The organism is Halomicrobium sp. HArcht3-1, from assembly GCF_058933345.1.
In genome coordinates, this window is sequence record NZ_JBZYDM010000002.1 from 163,733 (window position 1) to 183,240 (window position 19,508).

The 19,508-nt window shown below is 66.4% G+C and carries 20 protein-coding genes; 9 read left to right on the forward strand and 11 right to left on the reverse strand.

Going from position 1 to position 19,508, the window contains the following annotated elements; all coding sequences use genetic code 11:
• Nucleotides 1–48: 48 nt before the first annotated feature.
• The 6 genes from AC5FRW_RS03895 to AC5FRW_RS03920 all read left to right on the forward strand — a co-directional run bounded on the left by AC5FRW_RS03895 (nt 49) and on the right by AC5FRW_RS03920 (nt 7,329).
• Nucleotides 49–1,347: an amidohydrolase gene (locus AC5FRW_RS03895; protein WP_493567117.1), complete on the forward strand. Its 1,299-nt coding sequence runs from the start codon at nt 49–51 to the stop codon at nt 1,345–1,347.
• Nucleotides 1,348–1,478: 131 nt separating this feature from the next.
• Entirely contained in the window at nt 1,479–2,462 is a 984-nt protein-coding gene (locus AC5FRW_RS03900) for a hypothetical protein (RefSeq protein WP_493567118.1), read from the forward strand.
• 102 nt (nt 2,463–2,564) lie between these two features.
• Nucleotides 2,565–3,842, forward strand: a complete 1,278-nt coding sequence (locus AC5FRW_RS03905) for an adenosylhomocysteinase (protein ID WP_493567119.1) — start codon at nt 2,565–2,567, stop codon at nt 3,840–3,842.
• A 906-nt stretch (nt 3,843–4,748) separates the two neighbouring features.
• Nucleotides 4,749–5,111: a NifU family protein gene (locus AC5FRW_RS03910; protein ID WP_493567120.1), complete on the forward strand. Its 363-nt coding sequence runs from the start codon at nt 4,749–4,751 to the stop codon at nt 5,109–5,111.
• Nucleotides 5,112–5,210: 99 nt separating this feature from the next.
• The gene (locus tag AC5FRW_RS03915; protein WP_493567121.1) at nt 5,211–6,020 is read left to right on the forward strand and encodes a hypothetical protein; all 810 of its coding nucleotides are present in this window, start codon (nt 5,211–5,213) and stop codon (nt 6,018–6,020) included.
• 55 nt (nt 6,021–6,075) lie between these two features.
• Nucleotides 6,076–7,329, forward strand: coding sequence for an MFS transporter (locus tag AC5FRW_RS03920; protein WP_493567122.1), 1,254 nt, complete (start codon nt 6,076–6,078; stop codon nt 7,327–7,329).
• Nucleotides 7,330–7,357: 28 nt separating this feature from the next.
• Here AC5FRW_RS03920 and prs read toward each other — a convergent pair whose 3' ends face one another.
• The gene (gene prs / locus AC5FRW_RS03925; RefSeq protein WP_493567123.1) at nt 7,358–8,206 is read right to left on the reverse strand and encodes a ribose-phosphate diphosphokinase; all 849 of its coding nucleotides are present in this window, start codon (nt 8,204–8,206) and stop codon (nt 7,358–7,360) included.
• Nucleotides 8,207–8,256: 50 nt separating this feature from the next.
• Nucleotides 8,257–9,066, reverse strand: a complete 810-nt coding sequence (locus AC5FRW_RS03930; RefSeq protein WP_493567124.1) for an HVO_0234 family beta-propeller protein — start codon at nt 9,064–9,066, stop codon at nt 8,257–8,259.
• Nucleotides 9,067–9,234: 168 nt separating this feature from the next.
• Between AC5FRW_RS03930 and AC5FRW_RS03935 the strand changes: the two genes are divergently transcribed.
• A complete protein-coding gene (locus tag AC5FRW_RS03935; RefSeq protein ID WP_493567125.1) occupies nt 9,235–10,224 on the forward strand; it encodes a DUF4349 domain-containing protein in 990 nt (329 codons plus the stop codon).
• Here AC5FRW_RS03935 and hemL read toward each other — a convergent pair whose 3' ends face one another.
• From hemL to moaC, 3 genes are all read right to left on the reverse strand, one after another.
• Nucleotides 10,225–11,565 carry a glutamate-1-semialdehyde 2,1-aminomutase gene (gene hemL, locus AC5FRW_RS03940; protein ID WP_493567126.1) on the reverse strand — a complete coding sequence of 447 codons (1,341 nt, stop codon included), beginning with the start codon at nt 11,563–11,565 and terminating at the stop codon, nt 10,225–10,227.
• A 61-nt stretch (nt 11,566–11,626) separates the two neighbouring features.
• Nucleotides 11,627–12,151 (reverse strand): MogA/MoaB family molybdenum cofactor biosynthesis protein, encoded by a 525-nt coding sequence (locus AC5FRW_RS03945; protein WP_493567127.1) that lies wholly within the window; start codon nt 12,149–12,151, stop codon nt 11,627–11,629.
• Nucleotides 12,148–12,618, reverse strand: coding sequence for a cyclic pyranopterin monophosphate synthase MoaC (gene moaC / locus AC5FRW_RS03950; RefSeq protein WP_493567128.1), 471 nt, complete (start codon nt 12,616–12,618; stop codon nt 12,148–12,150). The genes AC5FRW_RS03945 and moaC overlap by 4 nt, the downstream gene beginning before the upstream one ends.
• A gap of 819 nt (nt 12,619–13,437) precedes the next feature.
• Here moaC and AC5FRW_RS03955 point away from each other — a divergent pair.
• Nucleotides 13,438–14,253, forward strand: a complete 816-nt coding sequence (locus AC5FRW_RS03955) for a molybdopterin synthase (protein ID WP_493567129.1) — start codon at nt 13,438–13,440, stop codon at nt 14,251–14,253.
• A 63-nt stretch (nt 14,254–14,316) separates the two neighbouring features.
• On the opposite strand, the gene AC5FRW_RS03960 is transcribed toward AC5FRW_RS03955, so the two are convergent.
• Both AC5FRW_RS03960 and AC5FRW_RS03965 read right to left on the reverse strand, forming a co-directional pair.
• Nucleotides 14,317–15,060 (reverse strand): CBS domain-containing protein, encoded by a 744-nt coding sequence (locus AC5FRW_RS03960; RefSeq protein ID WP_493567130.1) that lies wholly within the window; start codon nt 15,058–15,060, stop codon nt 14,317–14,319.
• A gap of 2 nt (nt 15,061–15,062) precedes the next feature.
• Entirely contained in the window at nt 15,063–15,695 is a 633-nt protein-coding gene (locus AC5FRW_RS03965; RefSeq protein WP_493567131.1) for a hypothetical protein, read from the reverse strand.
• Nucleotides 15,696–15,897: 202 nt separating this feature from the next.
• On the opposite strand from AC5FRW_RS03965, the gene AC5FRW_RS03970 reads away from it, so the two are divergent.
• Nucleotides 15,898–16,233, forward strand: coding sequence for a HalOD1 output domain-containing protein (locus AC5FRW_RS03970; protein WP_493567132.1), 336 nt, complete (start codon nt 15,898–15,900; stop codon nt 16,231–16,233).
• Between the two features lie 273 nt (nt 16,234–16,506).
• On the opposite strand, the gene AC5FRW_RS03975 is transcribed toward AC5FRW_RS03970, so the two are convergent.
• From AC5FRW_RS03975 to AC5FRW_RS03990, 4 genes are all read right to left on the reverse strand, one after another.
• Nucleotides 16,507–17,184 (reverse strand): chemotaxis protein CheC, encoded by a 678-nt coding sequence (locus tag AC5FRW_RS03975; RefSeq protein ID WP_493567133.1) that lies wholly within the window; start codon nt 17,182–17,184, stop codon nt 16,507–16,509.
• Between the two features lie 70 nt (nt 17,185–17,254).
• Nucleotides 17,255–17,713 (reverse strand): winged helix-turn-helix transcriptional regulator, encoded by a 459-nt coding sequence (locus AC5FRW_RS03980; RefSeq protein ID WP_493567134.1) that lies wholly within the window; start codon nt 17,711–17,713, stop codon nt 17,255–17,257.
• A gap of 7 nt (nt 17,714–17,720) precedes the next feature.
• Nucleotides 17,721–18,080 carry a nitrogen regulatory protein GlnK1 gene (gene glnK1, locus AC5FRW_RS03985; RefSeq protein ID WP_493567135.1) on the reverse strand — a complete coding sequence of 120 codons (360 nt, stop codon included), beginning with the start codon at nt 18,078–18,080 and terminating at the stop codon, nt 17,721–17,723.
• Nucleotides 18,073–19,398 carry an ammonium transporter gene (locus AC5FRW_RS03990; protein ID WP_493567136.1) on the reverse strand — a complete coding sequence of 442 codons (1,326 nt, stop codon included), beginning with the start codon at nt 19,396–19,398 and terminating at the stop codon, nt 18,073–18,075. The genes glnK1 and AC5FRW_RS03990 overlap by 8 nt, the downstream gene beginning before the upstream one ends.
• Nucleotides 19,399–19,508 lie beyond the last annotated feature (110 nt).

Consider the following 19,508-nt stretch of genomic DNA (forward strand, 5'->3'; position numbering starts at 1 on the left):
GCTTGGAAACCCGATGCATTGAGGCACCCCCGGCCAGAACGGGCGGGTATGAGCGAACTCCTCGTGTCGGGTGGGCAGGTCCTCCAGCCCGATCTGACCGTCGAGCGGGCGGACGTACTGATCGATCAGGGCAGTGGCGACATCGTGGCCGTCGAAGAGCAGGGCGGACTGGACGGCGACGACGAACTCGATGCCTCGGGCGGTCTGGTCATCCCCGGCCTCGTCAACGCCCACACGCACGTCGCGATGACGCTGCTGCGGGGGCTGGCCGACGACAAGCCACTCGACGCGTGGCTGCAGGAGGACATCTGGCCGGTCGAGGCCGAGTTGACGCCGGAGGACGTGCGCGTCGGCGCAGAACTCGGGCTGGTCGAGATGATCAAGTCCGGGACCACGGCGCTGTCGGACATGTACTTCCACGTCGACCGGATCGCCGACGCGGTCGAACAGGCGGGCGTGCGGGCCGTGCTGGGCCACACCGCCGTGACGGTGGCGAAGGACGACGAGGGGGCGCGCGCTGACATGCAACAGAGCCTCGATGTGGCCGAGTCACTCGACGGCGCGGCCGACGGCCGGATCACGACGACGTTCCAGCCCCACTCGCTGACCACGGTGGGCGAGACGTACCTGCGCGAGTTCGTCCCGCAAGCGGTCGAGGCGGGCCTGCCGATTCACTGCCACGCCAACGAGACGGTCGACGAGGTCGACCCCATCGTCGAGGAACACGGTGAGCGCCCCCTCGAATACGCCGACGACATCGGCCTGCTCGGACCAGACACGTGGGTCGCCCACGGCGTCCACGTCGACGAGACCGAGATCGACCTGCTGGCCGAGACCGGCACGGGCGTCGCCCACTGCCCGGCCTCGAACATGAAACTCGCCAGCGGAATGGCCCCCGTGCAGGACCTGCTCGATGCGGGTGTCACGGTCGGGCTTGGCACGGACGGCGCGGCCTCGAACAACGACCTCTCGATGTTCGACGAGATGCGCGACGCCGCGATGATCGGCAAGCTAGCGGCCGACGACGCATCGGCGATGGCCGCCGAGTCCGTGGTCGACATCGCCACCGCCGGCGGGGCCGACCTGCTTGGCATCGACAGCGGGCGCATCGAAGCGGGCGCGAACGCCGATCTGGCCGTCGTCGATCTCGCCGAACCACATCTGACGCCGGCCCACGACCTCGTCAGCCATCTCGTCTACGCCGCCGGCGGGACCGACGTGCGCCACACCGTCTGTGACGGCCGCGTTCTCATGCGTGATCGAACGGTGCAGGTGTTCGACGAGACCGCCGTGATCGAGCGCGCCGGCGAGCACGCGACGGCGCTGGTCGAGCGTGCAGCGGAGTAGTCGAACACCGATATAAACGACGAGCAGCCCCGATAAACGTTTCAAACCCTTCTCAGCCGGTCTCGAACACTCCCGAACGACCTGAACCGGATTCGGGGTTTATCGGGGTGTCCCGGTACGTATCTGGTACGATGCGAACCACACTGTTTGCGCTCGTTTCGGTCGTCGCGCTGTTCGGGGCCGCGCTGGGTCCCGGCATCGCGGCGGCCGCCGACGAGACGGGGAGTAACGTCGCAGGCAACACCGCACTCGCGGTCGACGTGAGCCAGACCGAGGACGTGACGGTCACCGTCACGCAGAACGGGTCGGGCGTCGCGAACGCGACCGTCGACGTCGGCGGTGAAGAAAACAGCACCTACGAGGGCATCGGCACCTACACTACCGACGACGACGGCGAGGTCGAACTGCCCACACCCGAAGTTAACGAGACCATCTCCGTGACCGCGACGGCGGACAACGAGACGGCGACGGCGATGGCCGATCTGGTGTCGGCCGAGTACGTCGAGGAAGACGAGAACGCGAGCGCCGAGGACCCCTTCGGTCTGCAGGTCGCCGCGTTCGTCCAGTCGCTCCTGGAGAGTGAGGACGACGGGATCGGCAAGCAGGTCGCGACGTTCGTCACCCAGCACAATCCCGGAAACGCACCCGCTCACGCCGGCCCGCCCGAACACGCCGGTCCCGACGGTGACGATGCCGGCGAGAACGAGACCGACGACGACCGCCGCGGCCCGCCCGAACACGCCGGTCCCGACGGCGAGGACGTCGACGAGAACGAAACGGACGACGACCGCCGCGGCCCGCCCGACCACGCCGGTCCCGACGGTGACGATGCCGACGAGAACGAGACCGACGACGACCGCCGTGGCCCGCCCGAACACGCCGGTCCCGACGGCGAGGACGCCGACGAAAACGAGTCCGACGAAACGGACGATAGAGAGGGTGAGGGCGACAGCGACGACGAAGAGACCGAGGACCAAGCCGAAGAAACCGACGGCGACGAAGAGACCGACGACGACGAGGAGGCAGAGGCTGACGAGGAGGCAGACGACAGTGACGACGAGGAACGTGGCAACGGCGGCGGTCCGCCCGACCACGCCAACGCCGGCGGTAACTGATACTGCCGGCAGTACGTGCGGAACACCGGCGTCGTTCGCAGCGGCTCTCTGACCGCGCCGGGGTTCGGTAGCGTTTTGGGCGCCCTTCGCTTTTTCTGTGGTATGACCGACTCCATCACGGAGCAACTCGACGACCCCGACGAGGCCCGCGAGGCGGGCCAGCGCAAGATGGACTGGGCGCGCCAGCACATGCCGATCATGGCATCGCTGCGCGCCGATTTCGAGACAGAGCAGCCCTTCGCGGGCGAGCGCATCGGCATGGCGATGCACGTCGAAGCCAAGACCGCCGTGCTGGCAGAAGTGCTGGCCGCGGGCGGGGCCGAGGTCGCGATGACCGGCTGTAATCCCCTCTCGACACACGACGACGTGTCGGCGGCGCTGGACGCCGTCGACGGCGTCACCTGCTACGCCAAGCGCGGGGTGGACGACGAGGAATACTACGACGCCATCGAAGCCGTCATCGCCCACGAGCCGACGATCACCGTCGACGACGGGATGGACCTCGTCGCGGCGATCCACGAGGACTACCCCGAACTGATCGACACCATCGTCGGCGGGGCCGAAGAGACCACGACCGGCGTCCACCGCCTGCGAGCGATGGACGAGGACGGCGCGCTCGACTATCCGGTCTTCGCCGTCAACGACACGCCGATGAAACGGCTGTTCGACAACGTCCACGGTACCGGCGAGTCCTCGCTCGCTTCGATCGCGATGACGACGAATCTCTCGTGGGCCGGCAAGACCGTCGTCGTGGCGGGGTACGGCCACTGTGGCAAGGGCGTCGCCAAGAAGGCAAGCGGCCAGAACGCCGACGTGGTCGTGACGGAGGTAGAGCCACGGCGCGCACTGGAGGCCCACATGGAGGGGTACGACGTGCTGCCGATGGCCGAAGCCGCCGCCGAGGGCGACGTGTTCATCACGACAACGGGCAACCGCGACGTGATCGTCGAGGAACACTTCGAGCAGATGGACGACGGCGTCCTGCTGGCGAATGCGGGCCACTTCGACGTGGAGATCGATCTGGACGCGCTCTCTGATCTCGCGGTGGACACCTACGAAGCCCGCGACGGCGTGCAGGCCTACGAGATGGCCGACGGGCGTCGGCTGAACGTCCTCGCGGAGGGGCGGCTGGTGAATCTCGCGACCCCTATCGCGCTGGGCCATCCCGTCGAAGTGATGGACCAGTCATTCGGCGTGCAGGCAGTGTGTGTGCGTGAGCTTGTGGAGAACGGCGAGGAGTACGGGGCCGGTGTGCACGACGTGCCGGATCGGCTGGACAAGGAGGTCGCGGAGATCAAGCTAGAGGCCGAAGGCGTCGAGTTCGACGGGCTGACCGAGACGCAAGCGGAGTATATGGATTCCTGGCAGCACGGGACGTAGCGAGGGGCGTGGCGAACAGAGTGAGCCACGGTCCTCGAACCGGAACGGCGACCGGGGGGAGCCGTGGAGGACGTAGGAGAGCGCGAACGAAGTGAGCGGTCTCCGAACGGCCGAGCGGGAGCGGGCGAGGCGGTGACACCGTCTCGATGCGAACGGGGAACGTAGTGACCCGTGAGCGACGGCAGGAGCGACACGCGAGGAGCAGCGAGGGGCGTGGCGAACAGAGTGAGCCACGGTCCTCGAACCGGAACGGCGACCGGAGGAAGCCGCGAGGGTAATGAATCACCGTTCGCGATAGCCGTAGATTCGATACCACAACGCCAAGCCCTCGGCGCGCTAGCAGTTACCGAGACAGCGGTTCACGGAAACACCAACGCCAAGCCCTCGGCGCGCTAGCAGTTACCGAGACAGCGGTTCACGGAAACACCAACGCCAAGCCCTCGCCACGCTCGGGCGGTCTGTGCGGGATATCCTCGCCACGCTCGGATAGTGCCCGCGCAGACCGCCCGACCGCGCCTCGCCCTTGGAATCCACCAGGAGAGGCACCACCACAGCACAGCACCACACACCTCCCCAGCCGACTCGTTCGATCGTTTCACTCCCTCACTCGTCCCTCGCACAGTGTCCGTCGCGCGACGAGACGCGCGACAGTGCGCGCCGCGTGGTCTGGCGAGCATTCGCGCGAACGAGCGGTCCGTAGGACCCGGCAGTTCGCGCGATTCCCCCGAGAGCTTTGCTCTCGGGCTTTTTCGCCCACGTTCGCAAGAGCGGCGCTCTTGCGAGCCCATCAGAGATCTTTGATCTCTGAGGACGTTTTTGTGCGAGTGGTGCGCCCACGGCGCACCCGACGCGGAAAAAGGTGGAGTCCAAAGGTCTAAGCACTCGGAGACCGGACTGCTAGTCACTATGAGCACCGAGACTGAGAGCGGCGACGACCTCGAAGAGCGGATCACGAACTTCCTGCGCCGGAACTTCCCGCAGATTCAGATGCACGGTGGGTCGGCAGCGATCCAGAACATCGACCGCGAGGAAGGCACCGTCACGATCCAGCTGGGCGGCGCGTGTTCCGGCTGTGGCATCTCGCCGATGACGATTCAGGCGATCAAGACCCGCATGACCAAGGAGATCCCCGAGATCGACACCGTCCACGCCAACACGGGCATGGACGGCAACGAAGGGATGGCCGGCGGCGCCAGCCCGTCGATGCCGAGTGACTCCCGCGGCGGCGAGATCGGCGGCGACGACGAAGGCCCCGAAGCGCCGTTCTAACCGTCAAGCTTTCTTCCTTTTTCGTGGCGTCGAGCGGCCGCACCGGAGAGAGCGAGCCACTGCCCGCGGCGTTATACAGTTGGCTTCCCAACATATCGTATGCGCCTGTCGGTACTGGCGGCGCTCGCGCTGGTAGTGCTTGCCGGCTGTGGCGGCTTCGTCGACAGTTCACAGGAGCGGACGGTGACGCCGGCACCGGTGCCCGAGCGGACGGCGACGCCGGCGAGTGAGAACGCCATCGCGCCGGGCGTTGGGGGTGCCCGGATCATCAGTGCCGACCGACTGGCGCGCGCCCACCGGCTGGCAATCCAGAATCGCTCCTACCAGTGGAGCGAGCGACTCTGTGCGACCCAGTTCGGCGAGGACGACGGCCAGACCGTCACGACGCGGCTCTGGGTGCAACACGAGCGACTGTATCGCTACCGACTGTCGACCTCGTGGACGTTCGCGAACACCTCGGAGTACACCGCCGGCACGGTACGCTACCGCCGGGAAGTCGGGCGGTCGGGGTTTCGCTACACGATGGAGTCGGCGAGGGCGGTGACGGCGCGCTTTGGCGACCAGCCAGTGTGGGCGATCAAACGGTATCTCTCGATCGGGTCGGCGACCGTCGCGACCACGGTGGTCGAGGGGCGCCGCTATTACCGGATCAGCGGAACGACGGATTCGATCCCCGAGACCGGACGGATCGACAACTACAGCGTCCGGGCGCTGGTCGCGCCGTCGGGGTTCGTCCGGTCGCTGACGGTCAGATACGAGGACGTGATCGGCCAGAACCACGAGCGGATTCACTACCGATTCCGGTACACCGACGTGGGCGAGACCCGCGTCGATCCACCCGGCTGGGTCGCCGACCGCTGGCCCGAAGAGCCACTGACCGCCGACAACGCATCCGCGACCGACGGCTAACCGATTTCTTTGACTATCGAAACAATCTTTGTACTACAGCAGGTGTACCTGAGCAGTGACCGATACGAAACGAGAGCTACGCGCGTTGTTTTTCACCCGCTTCGCCAGCGCGTTCGGACTCGTGACGCTCCTGACGCTGTTGCCGACGTACATCGATCTGCTCGGTGCGACCGGGTTCGTCGTTGGCATGTTCGTCACGGGACTGACACTCGCACAGGCCATCGCAGTCATCCCGGTGTCGTATCTCGGCGATCGATACGACAAACGCACGATCCTCCTCGTCGGACTCGCACTCGCCGCGGCGGTCTACGGGGGGTTCATCTTCGTCGAGACGAGCCTCGGATTCATTCTCGTTCGGGGGATTCAGGGGATCGCCGCGACGACGGCGGGCCTCCTCGGATTGGCGTTAGTCGGCCAGCTCGCCAAGGACAGCAAGCGCGGGAACACGATCGGGAAGTCCAATTCGTGGCGCTTCGCGGCCGAAATCGGCGGGACGCTGTCGGCCGGACTCCTCTACGACAACTTCGGATTTCCGGTCGTGTTCGGACTCCTGATGGTGATTACCGGACTGGCCTTTCTCGCGGTCCTCGTGTGGGTCGAACCCGACGAGACCACCGTCGAGGAGTTCGCCTTCTTCGATCTCGCAGTGAACCGTCGAATTCTCACGATCACGAGCTTTCGGGCGCAGTACGCCGTTGCGGTAACGCTCGTGCGCAACTGGATTCCGATCTTCGCGGGCGTGGCCGCGGCCGGCGGGCTTGGGTTCAACAACGCACTCAACGGCGCGACAGCGGTCAGCCTGACGATCGTGAGTGCCCGTTTCATGAACATGCTCAGCCAGCCGTTCATGGGACGACTCTCCGATCGTTTCGGGCGCGCCCGGTTCGTCTTCGTCGGCGGGCTGGCGTATGGGATCGCGGCGGTGCTAGTCCCCTTTACGCCGCTGATCGGGTCGACACTCGGTCTCCCGAGTTCGTTCCCCTACTTCGGCGATCTCTCGGCGGCGTTTCTCCCGCTACTCGTCGTCAGCGGGCTGCTCGGGATCGCTGACTCGATCCGTGAGCCGGCGAGCATGGCCCTGTTCGCCGACGAGGGGACCGGCGAGGGCGTCGCCGCGAGCTTCGGCATTCGTGACATCGTCTGGCGACCCGGTGCGATCCTCGCGCCGCTCGTGGGTGGCTGGCTCATGAGCAACGTCGGCATCGAGTGGGTGTTCTTCCTCGGGGCCGGCGCGGCGTTCTCGGGGGTCGTCGCCTTCCTCGGCATCCTCTCGTACGATCACGGCCGCGAGGGGCTGGCGAAGTGGTGAGACGGCGAGCGTAGGCGAAAGCGTCGGGTTACAGGAACTGGGCCACGGCGGGTGCGGCGCTCACGTCGCTGACGGCGCGTTCGATGGTGTCGGTGCCGTAGACGCGCTCGACACCGGCAGTCGCCAGTTTGGTCCGGGCATTGGCCGCGAGCATCGGGTGGATGCAGGCGACGAACACCCGGTCTGCGCCGCGGTCGTCGAGTACGTCGACGGCCTCGCTCATCGTCGATCCGGTGGCGATGATGTCGTCGGTGACGATCACGTCGCGGTCGCCACAGGTCGCGTCGCTGGGCGAGACGGTCACGTCGCCGGTGTCGTAGTCGCGTTCCTTCTCGAAGTAGTCGACCGCGCCGCGGCCGTAGGCGTCCCGCACCGTCTCGGCGATGTCGATGGCACCCGAATCCGGCGAGAGAAAGAGTGGGTCGGCGAGGTCTGCGGGCAGCGGATCAGCGAGGACGCCGGCAGCGTCGACCGGTTCGGCCGGCACGTCGAAGAAGTCACAGACGGTGTCCTCGTGAGGGTTGACCGTCAGTACGCGGTCGGTGCCCGACGAGATGGCGCGGGCCATGGCTCGCGAGGAGACCGGTTCGCCCTCGCGGAACGCTTCGTCCTGACGGGCATAGCCCATGTAGGGCAGGACGGTGACGACCTCGCTCGCGCCGGCCTCGCGGACGGCGTCCTGCAACTGGAGCAGTTCGACGTGGGCGTGATCGGAGACCGTCGCAGCGACGACGACCGCCCGGTCGATCTCGGCGGGCACCCGGACGACCGACTCGCCGTCGGGGAAGTCCTGATACTCGACGCGGCCGAGCGGTTCGTCGCTCGCGTCGGCCAGTGCCGCCGCGAACGCCTGCGAGTCCGAGCCGGGAATGATCATGCCTCGTGGTCCTCTGTCCGGGCTAAACCACTTTTCGATTCTGCGAGCGACTACGGGACGGCGACGCCGACCACGCCGGCCAGTCCGAGCGCGCGAGAGCGCCACTCGACGGCGCCGTCCTTTGCCGTGACGGGGTCGATCATGACGACGCCGGTTTCGGTGATCGCGACCGTCGCGGCGTCGTAGGCCACGTCGGCGACGCCGGTCTCCGGCGGATCGGCCGGCTGCCACGAGCCGTCGATTCGTTCCAGTAGCTCGCCGTCGACGACGGCGTGAGCGCGGTCACCGTCCGAGTCGGCCGACACGACGGTGGCGTCGCCACTCGCTTCGGGAAGCCAGCCGTCGTGCCATCGAAACAGGCCGTCGGCCGTCGCAGCGAACGGGCCGGCGACTGCCACGTCGCGGGCGGTGCGGTCCCCGAGTGCGACCAGTTCATCGCCGTCGATACAGGAGACGCCCGCGTCACCCGCGATCAGGTCGCCGTCGATCGCGTGGACCGCTCCGACACTGCCGATCACCCGCCACTCGTCGCCGTCGAGGCACGCGACCGTCCCGTCCTCGGCAGCGGCCACGACGGTCTCGTCGATCCCCACCGCGACCGCCGGCCCGAAGTCGGTCGGGGTGAACGCGCCGTCGGCACCGACCAGTACGTCCTCGTCGGTCGCCACGGCGAGGCGGCCGTTCTGACCGGCGATGTCGCGGGCTGTACAGCGGTGTTCGAGACCGAAGCGGCCGATCTGGTCGTCCGAGAGCGAGACCCGGGCGACCCCCATCTCGCAGGCGACGAAGGCGGTGGTCTCCGCGCGACGGTCGCCGTACATCCGCTTTTCTGCCAGTGCGATGTCGTCCTCGCTGGGCATACGCGAGCCTTGGACGGGTTCGCTGGAAAGGCTACCGTCTCACGGGTTCGGGTTCGAGGAGCGCCCGACCGAGGGCGAGACCGAGAGTCGGTCCGTCAACATGGCTGAAACCGCTGTTTCACCGTCCGCGAGTTTAAAACGAACGTCCGTCGTACCACGAGACAGACCATGGTATTCGATGACGTGACCAGACGACAGCTTGCCCTCCTCGCGCTCGTCGCGCTCGTCGCCGTCGCCGGCTGTTCGGGTGCGAGCAACACCGCCGACAGCGGCGGCCCGGAGCTGGCCCAATCGAGCGGCGGCAGCGACGCCGGCGGCGACGGCGCGAGCGGCGGTGGCGGCGGCGTCGGGAGCTACTACGACGCCGACGGCGAGCGCGTGATCGTCCGCGAGTCTCAGATGGACATTCGAGTCGACAACTTCACGCGAGCGTTCCACTCGACGCGCGAAATCGCCGCCCGCTACGGTGGCTACGTCGGCGACCGCTCGCAGGACTCCCGTGGCGACTGGGATTCCGGTCGGATCACCGTCCGGGTGCCGCCACAGAACTTCTCGGCCGCCCGTGACCGGCTAGCTGGACTGGGCCACCTCGAAGACGAGTCGGTCTCCGTGCAGGACTTCACCAGCGAGTACAACGACCGAGAGGCCCGGATCGCGGACCTCCAGCAAGAAGAGCAGTCCCTCGAACGGCTGTTGAGTCGGGCCAACGACACCGACGAGGCAGAGCGCATTCGTCAGGACCTCCGGGAGATTCGGAGTCAGCTGCGCGAACTGCAGCAGGACCAGCAGTCACTGGAACGTCGCGAGGCGCTGTCGACGATCAATCTGTACGTCCACGAACCCGTCAGTGAGCAGCCACCGCGGAACTTCCGCTCGTCCTTTGGCTTCGACGACGCGTTCATGCAAGCGTTCTACGGTGGGCTGACCGCCGTCAAGTACGTCGTCGTCTTCTTCGGCTACGCCATTCCCATCGGGCTGGCACTGGTGCCACTGGCCGGGTTCGGGTTGGCGCTGGTGGCCGGCTTCCGGCGACTCCGGCGGTTCTCGTCGAGGGTGCTTGCACCCAGCGGAGAGACCGCGCCAGCAGAGCCACCGTCGATCGACGAGCGCGACAACGAGGAAGACGACGCGAGCAACGAAGAGGGCAGCGAGAACTGACTACAGCGCTTCCTTGTACGCTTCCAGCGCCGTCTCGATGTCCTCGGCGGTGTGGGCGTCACAGACGAACTGGGACTCGAACTGATTGGCGGTGAGGAACACGCCCTGCTCTTTCATCGCCGGCCAGAAGAGCCGCTGCCAGCGTTCGGTCTCGGCGCGTGTGATGTCGTGACCGTTCTTCGGGCAGGTGTCGAACCGCTCGCAGTCGGGGTCCTGTCGGCACCCCGCGTCACAGGGACCGCCGGCCTGCGTGCCCGCACCCTCGCGGGTGAACACGACCTTGAACATGGAGTCGGTGCCGACGACGGTGTACTCGGGCGCGCGGTCGGCGAGGATGTCCGTGAGACCGGACCGGAGCTGGTCGCCAAGCGCGTTGACGTGGTCGTACACGTCGTTCTCGGCGGCGTAACGCAGCGTTTCGAGACCGGCGGCCATCGTCACGGGGTGGCCCGAGAAGGTGCCCGACTGGAACACGTCGCCGGCGGGCGTGAACTGCTCGATGATCTCGCTTCGTCCGCCGATGGCACCGACCGGGAAGCCACCGCCGACGATCTTGCCGAACGTCGTCACGTCCGGCGTGACGCCGAATTTGCCCTGGGCGCACTGCAGACCGCCGACGCGGAAGCCGGTGATGACCTCGTCGAAGATCAGGAGCGACCCTTGGTCGTCACATAGCTCGCGCAGGGTCTCGTGATAGCCGTCGATTGGGTGGACGATGCCGTAGTTCCCGAGGATCGGCTCGGTGAGGACCGCCGCGATGTCGTCGCCGTGGTCGGCAAAGAGATCGTGGGCCGCTTCGGCGTCGTTGAAGGGCAGCGTCAGCGTGTGCTCGGCGAACTCCGGCGGGATGCCGGGACTGGAGGGGGCGGTGTGGTCGCCCTCGCCTTCGACCAGCGTCGACTCCTGTGCACCGTGATAGCCGCCCTGCATGACGACGATCTTGTCCCGGCCCGTGTAGGCGCGGGCGAGTCGCACCGCCGAAACGGTCGCTTCGGTGCCGCTGTTGACGAAGCGGGTCATCTCGACGCTGGGGACGTGCCGGCGGACGAACTCCGCCAGCTCGACCTCGACCTCCGTCGGTGCGCCGTACATCGGTCCTTCGGCGGCCCGCTGCTGAACAGCGGCCTGCACCTGCTCGGGCAGGTCGTGGCCCAGTAAGAGCGGCCCGTAGCCCATCACGAAATCGAGGTAGCGGTTCCCGTCGGCGTCGATGACGTGGCCGCCGTCGCCGCGCTCGATGAAGAACGGATACGGCTGGGTCGCCCGCACCGAGGAGTTGACCCCGCCCGGCATCACTGACAGCGCCCGGTCGTACAGCGCTCGCGACTGCTCGTGGTTCATAGGCAGGGCTTTGGACCGCCCCAGAAAGATACTGTCGGTCGTCCGCGTCGGCGATCCGGGATCACCGCCGGGCCAGTCCGACGACGTGGCCGACCTCGGGCAAGAGCACTTCGGTGACGCCCAGTTCGATGGCGGCCGGGCTACCGGGGAACGCGTAGATCGCCGTCTCGCCGGCGATACCGGCGGTCGCGCGGGTGAGCATGGCGGCGGTCCCGACCTGTTCGTGGCTCAGCCGCCGGAAGTACTCGCCGACGCCGGGGATCTCGGGATCGAGCAGCGGCCTGATCGCCTCGATGGTCACGTCGTCGTCGGTCAGGCCGGTCCCGCCCGTGGTGACGATCACGTCGACCTCGCCGACGAGGCCGTCGACTCGCTCGCGGATCGCCGTCTCGTCGTCGGTGACGACCTCGCTGACGGGGACCGCGTGGCCGGCGTCCTCGATCGCCTCGACGGCGACCGGGCCGCTCTCGTCCTCGCCACTGGATCGGGACGACGAGATCGTCAGCACCCCGAAGTCGAGCGTCTCGTCGGTGCCGTGGTGATGGTGGTGGTCGTCGTGGTCGTGGTGATGGTGGTCCTCGCTCATGGTTCACCCTTGATTTTCTCGACGACACGTACATCGGACAGTCGCGTGTCGGGATACTGACCGTCGGCGTCTTTCTCCGCTGATTTGACCATATCCCAGACGGTCAGCAGTGCGCGCGTGACGCCGTTGAGCGCTTCCATCTCGACGCCCGTCTGGCCCGTCGAAGAGACGGAAACGGTGCTGGTGAGACCATCATCCTGCACCTCGAAGTCGACGGTGACGCCGTCGATCGACAGGGGGTGACACATCGGGATGTCGTCCCAGGTGCGCTTGACCGCCTGGATGGCGGCGACGCGGGCCGTCGCAAGCACGTTGCCCTTCACGACCGCGCCGGTCTCGATGGACTCGGCGGTGCTGGGGTCGAGATCGATCCGCCCGGTCGCGACGGCGCGCCGGTCGACGACCGCTTTCTCGCCGACATCGACCATCTGGGCCGCGTCGTCGGTCAGGTGGCTAAAGTCGTCCATGCCGGAGTGGTGGCCCGGCGCGTACAAACAATTTCGTGCTTTTGATCTACAAACGGTGTCGCTTCGGGGACTGCACGCCCTCGAATTTCGAATACTGATACGACACCACCAACTGAATGCTCTCGACCCGCCTCAGAGATAGTGGAAGCAAGCACTGAACGCCCTCGACCCGCTGGACGGGCCTGTCGTCCGAGAGAGCAAGGCTCTCTCGTGGTGACGAGAGACGCTGACAGCGTCTCTCGAACCATGCGGGATATTCACCCTGCTCACGGCGTAGCCGTTCGCTTTCGAGGCCCGCCTACGGCGCGCCTCGCCCCGCTCGAATAGTGCCCGTGCAGACCCGCCCAGTCGTGTCTCGCCCGTTCGTCCACCAGGACCAGCAAGGTGCGAGCGCGACGGCACGCGCTCGCGAGAGTGTCCACCAGACCTCCCCGGATTCGCCCTGGCGGGCGAATCACGCGTCCTGACCGCACCGCGGTGGCCGCGAGCGCGGCACGTCGCGCTCGCACGGGGGAGGGCCGGGCGCGGTTGCTGTGCCTGGCGTCTGCGTGAACGAAGTGAACGCAGGCTCAGGAGAGCTTGCTCTCCTGGCGGACGAACGGGCGAGCCGCGTCTGGCGGTCGGTGCGCGACCACTATCCGAGCGAAGCGAGGATATGTGGCGCAGCGGCCGCGAGCGGGGCGAGGGCGTTCAGTACTCGTCAGTGCCAGCAGCACGAAGAACAGCTAGCGAGGGCGTTCAGTGCTCTATGTCAGTCGCACCGAGTCGAAGCGTCGCGGAGAGGCGAACGTATAGGTGGCTCGGGCGGTCAGGTCCACTATGCAAGTGCTGGGGATCGTCGGGTCGTCCGAGGCAGAAAGGACGGCCCTCGTCGAACGATTGTGTGGCCGGCTCACCGAACGGGGCCGGGTCGCGACGATCACACACTCGGCCGACGCGCCGGCCGTCGGCGGGACCGACGCCGCCCACCACGTGCCGAAAGCCGACGCGAGCTACAGCATCGGTGAGGACGGATGGGTCGCGACCGGGACGGACCGCGGGCTGGACGAGACGCTGGCCGAACTGGCACCCGACTACGACTACGCACTCGTCGCCGGCGACACCGAGGCCCGGATTCCGACGGTCGCACTCGGAGGGGAGAGCCACGCCGGCGAGCAAATCGCGACCGCCGAGCACGCCGACGACGTGGACCTCGACGAGGTCGTCGACAGCCTCGACGACTGCGAGCCATACGAGACGCTGGGGTCGCTGGTCGCGCAGGTGAAACGCTCCGCCGACAGCGACCGCGCCGGGGCTATCGCGACGTTCACCGGGCGCGTGCGCGAGCACGACGATCCCGACGACCCGGCCACTGAGTACCTCGAATTCGAGAAGTACGAGGGGGTCGCCGACGAGCGCATGGCGACGATCAGCGCGGAACTGGAAGCGAGAGACGGCGTCTTCGAGGTCGCGCTACACCATCGCACCGGCGTCGTCCACGCGGGCGAAGACATCGTCTTCGTCGTCGTGCTTGCGGGCCATCGCCGCGAGGCGTTCCGGGCCGTCGAGGACGGCATCGACCGACTGAAAGACGAGGTACCGCTGTTCAAGAAGGAAGTGACCGTCGAGGACGCCGTCTGGGCACACGAACGGTAGTCTGGTCGACGGCGAGCGACCGCCGTGGACAGGGGCTGTCGAGACCGGTCGCCCGCGATGCCGCTACAACCGCGGCGACTGCGTGCGGATGATCTCGGTCGCGTCCTGCAGTTTCTCGCCGAGCAAGACGAGGATGTCGTCGAGGGCGACGATCCCGCGGATCGCGTTGTTGTCGTCGACGATCGGAAGCCGCCTGATGCCGGCCGACTGCATCCGTTCGAGCGCGTCGAAGACGCTCATGTCGGCCGAACCGGTCCTGAGCGTGCCGTCGACGAACTGGCTCGCCTGCCGACCGGCCACGTCGGTTCCCTCCGAAAGCGCGAGCGCGAGGTCACGGTCGGTGATGATGCCCAGCGGCGCGCCGTCGTCGACGACCACGACCGAGCCGACTGACTCACTCGCCATCGTCTCGCTGATCGTCGCGACGGTCGCCGTCGACGGGACCGTCACGAGGTCGGTCTGGACGATCTGTTCGACCGAGACGGTTCGAAGCTGTGGCCGTGTCAGTTGCGACCCCGACTGCTGGGCCTGCGGTGGCTGCTGGACGGCCTGCTGGGGAGCCTGTCGCGGTGGCTGGACTTGCTGTGGTGACTGGACGGCCTGCTGAGATTGCTGGGGTGGTTGCTGTGGTTGGGCTGTTTGCCCCGGTTGCTGTGGCTGGACGTGCTGGGGTGACTGGGCGGCCTGCTGGGATTGCTGTCCCTGCCACTGGGCAGGTGGCTGGGTCTGTGGCGTCGTCCACTGCTGGGACTGTTGGCTGTGCTGCTGCGTCGTGGGCCGTTGGCTGGGGTTTCGTGGATCGTACATAGTTACTGCTGGCCGAGCATCCCTTCACGGAGCTCCGGTGACTGTTCGGACTGGATCTGTTGGGGCGGAGCCTGCTGGAGGGGCTTGCTTCCCATCGGCTGCTGGGGTGCTGGCTGTGACTGCTGGGTGGCCGGCGCTTGGGCCTGTGGTGGTGCCTGCTGCTGGGGGAGCATCTGGGACTGGCCCGGTGGCTGGGCACGCTGCTGGGGTGGCTGGCCGGCCATCGACTGAGGTTGCTGAGGGGGCTGACCGGCCATCGACTGAGGTTGCTGAGAGGGCTGACCGGCCATCGACTGAGGTTGCTGAGAGGGCTGGCCGCCGGCCATCGGCTGGGATTGCTGAGGGGGCTGGCCGGCCATCGGCTGAGACTGTTGGTCCAGTCCGGCAGTCGCGAGCTGTTCGGCGTCGCGTGTGGTCCGTGCGAGCGTCTGGGCGTAGTTTCGGACCAGATCGGCCGTCATTTCGAGGGCACGTTGCTGGGCTGTGGACCCGCTTTCGAGCGTGTCGACGACGAACTGGGCGGCCTCGGTCTGGAACCGGATCGTCTGTTCGAGCGGAAACGTGAGCGCCTGTTGGATGGCTCGCTGGTTCGTGGATCGAGACTGGCTGTCGTCTGCTGTAGGTTGGTTGCGCATGGGTTGGCGGAGAATTTCGTCTCGGCGGCACCCGTTGAAGCACCCGGCGACGATATAAACCACTGCGACCGTTCAGTGGGGTAATAGCTCGCTACGGCCACACAGTCGGAGTATTCTGTTACTTCGACCGGACCACCGGACCGCGACAGTGTGGACAGGGAGAAGACTTTCCTCGGTCCACCCCTTTCTGGAACGTACGCGAATGCCGACGCCAAACAACGGCCGGGTGCCCGACCCGGAAGGATCGACACCGAACCACGAGACCGGCCAGCCAAACTACGTCACGGTGCACGACCCCGACGGAACGAGCAAACTCAGCACGACCGTCATCCACGCCCTCGCCGACGTGATGGGGAGTGACGTTTCCGAGACTGGCTTTACCCTCTACGACAGCGTCGACCCGGACGCGCTCGACCGCATCTTCGCGACCGGTGACGACACCCAGCGAGAGGGCGGCCACGTCGCCTTCACCGTTCAGGGCTACCGTGTGACGGTGTACGGTGACGGCCGGATCGTCATCACGCCACCCGCGGAGTGATCGCGAACACCGGATCGTCGTGCCGGTGACTGCCGGAACAGTGACCGAGAGAGCGTGTCGTCGGTCTCGTCGACGGCACAGTCCGACCGGATCGGTCAGTCCTCTGTCTGGAGCGACGGCGACGAAATCAGTGTGAAGGCCCGAGCGGAGCGGATCGTCTCATCGTACATATCGAGGCCAGACCGACCCGCCAGTGAACGCTGTGGCGACTCGCCTGCACGCCCGAGAACACAGGCGTGCGAGAAAGTGAACCATACCGATAGTACGCAGTGACTACAACAGATCGTCGGCTATCGTATCTTCCTTGACGTCGGTGTTCAGATCGATGTTCTGGATCATCTCGACGAGGTCTTCGAGTTGCGGGAACGTGTAGACGGTCAGGTCGATGTCGTCGGTCTCGCCGCTCGCATCGTCGTCGGCGGAACCCGAGGACTCGCTGACGACGTGGGAATCGATCACGAAGACGAGATCGGAGTCGGGCCAGCCACCCATCGAGTCGATGATCGTCGACGTGTCGTCGACCAGCAGTTTCGGCGTCGTCATGTCGATGGTCGCGTCCAGCACGTTCGCCCAGCCGTCGATAAAGCCGCTGGTCATGATGTTGCCGATCTCCTGGAGGGCCGACCGCTCCATCGAGGTGATGTCACCGTCGTCGCCGCCGCCGCCCATACCACCCATCATCTGCCCGGCGAGGCGCCTGCCGTCGTCGGGCGCGAGGACGAACAGGACGTAGCCGCCGGGTGCTTCGGTGAGTTCGACGTAGATGCCGATCCGCTCTTGCTCGCCCAGATGTGTCTTCACGTCGTCGATATCGAGAAAATTGATCTGGGAGGTCCGAACCGACGCCTCGATACCGGTCAGCTGTGTGAGGTGGCTGGCGACGGTCTCCGACCCCTCCTTCGCCATCTTGTTGAAAAGATCCAGTTTCCGCACGTCGACTTGCAGGCCCATACGCCGGAGTTGCCGGCCAGTCGCTTAACCGCACCGCCGAGATTTCAGCGTCTGATACTGGGACGCCCCCTCAAGCGTCGGGATCGAGCTGGAACTGGCCGTACTCCGCGACGCTGTTGAGGACCACCGAGGTCTCGACGGCCGTGATGTCGTCGTCGGTCAGTAGCTGCTTGATCTGTTCGTTCATCTCCGCGGTGTCGGTGAACTTGCCGATCGCGATCACGTCGTGACTCCCGGTGACCTCGTAGACAGTCGTCATCCGGGAGTTGTCGGCGAGTCGCTCGGCGACCCCGGGAAGCCCGTCGCCGTCGGCTGTCAGTTTGAACACGGCGGTCATGTCGTAGCCGATGGCGTCGTAGTCGATCCGGGGTTCGTAGCCGTCGATGACACCGCTCGTTTCGAGCTGATCGACACGCTGGGCGACGGTCGGCTCGGCGATACCGGTCGCGGCCGAGAGTTCGCGGTTGCTCGCGCGGCCGTCCCGCAGCAGGGCGTTGATGATCTGGCGTTCGGTGTCGTCGATCTGCATGCGGCGATCAGACGGCGTCCGGCCCGCGTTCACCCGTGCGGACCTGTACGGCGTCCTCGACGTCGATCACGAAGATCTTCCCGTCACCGGGCTCGCCGGTGTGGGCACCCTCCTTGATCGCATCGACCACGTCGTCTGCGGGGATGTCCGCCACGATGCATTCGATCTTGACCTTCTGGTGGAGGTCGACGACGTACTCCTCGCCGCGCCACTGGCCCTTCTTCGCGGGCTGGGAGCCACGGCCGGAGACGTTCGTCACCGTCAGCGACGGCGCACCGACTTCCGCCAGCGACTGTTTGACGTCGCCGAGCTTGTCCGGTCGCACCATCGCGACGACCATCTTGATCTCGCGGTCGTCCTCAGTCATCGTCATTCACCTCAGTGAAGCTCGCAGGGGTCCCACCGTCGGCGACGACACCCTCGCCGCCACCGAACTCGGGGTAGGTCTCGACGCCGTGCTCGGAGACGTCCAGCCCTTCCTGCTCGTGTTCGGGCGTGACGCGTGCCTGACCGACCGCCTTGAACGCACCCCAGATGAGGGCGGTCGAAACGACCGTCCACGCGGTGATGACACCGACACCGATCACCTGATTGACGAACGCACCGATGATCGAACCGTCGACGGCCGACGGAATCGCGACGAACGGGAACATGAGCGTCCCGATCACACCGGCGCTCCCGTGGACGGGGAAGACTGCACACACGTCGTCGATCTTCAGTTTCTTCTCGACGAACTCGAAGACGATCGGGAGCTGGGCGCCGGCGATGCCGCCGACGACGAACGCGCCCCACCAGGTCGTCGTGTTCGGGATCGCGGTGATACCGACGAGACCGGCGAGCAGGCCGTTCGCGACGTACAGCGTGTCGACTTTGCCGGTCTTGGCCCAGGCGACCAGTCCGGCACCCACCGCACCACAGGCCATCGCGATCGTCGTCGTCATCGCGACGCGACCGACGTAGGCGAAGTCACCGAGTGCGATCGTTCCCTCGGCGGCCGCTGCCGGGTCGAAGACCGTCGCGGCGGTCCCGACGTTGAAACCGTACCAGCCAAAGGCGAGGATCAGCGTCCCCAGCACGGCGAAGGTCATCGAGTGACCGGGGATGACGTTCGCGCTGCCGTCGTCGTTGTACCGACCCATACGCGGGCCGAGGACGTACGCCGCGGTGAGACCGGCGATGCCACCCATCCCGTGGACGACCATCCCACCGGCGAAGTCGGCGAAGCCGAGACTGGAGAGGAAACCACCGGAGTACCACGACATCCCGCTGACGACCGGGTAGATCACGGCCGCGATCGCGATCGTGTACGTGATGTACGCGCGGAGTTTCGCACGACCGGCGACGGCCCCGGAGACGATCGTCGCCGCCGTCATCGCGAAGACGGCGCCGAACAGCCAGGTCACCCATCCAGAGGAGCTTCCGTTCATCTGGAAGGAGACGCCGGCACCACCGACAGCACCTTCGACGGTCGCACCGACCAGGAAGAACAGCACGACCCCGACCGACCAGGTCAGGAGGTTCTTCGTTAGCTGGTTCGCCACGTTCTTCGAGCGCACCTGTCCGGCTTCCAGCATCGCGAAGCCAGCGTGCATGAAGAAGATCAGGAACGTTACCACCAGTACCCAGAGAAGGTTGACACCTTCGACGAGCGTTTCCGGGCTCGACTGTAGTAGTTCGTACGTCATCGTTTTGGATTGTGTTTGAATTGCGTCTGTATGTCCAACTTTATCGCCTCGGCCACCAACTTCGTCAACTCGTTCACGGACGGTGTCTTGCGGTAGCCCTACATAAGGAT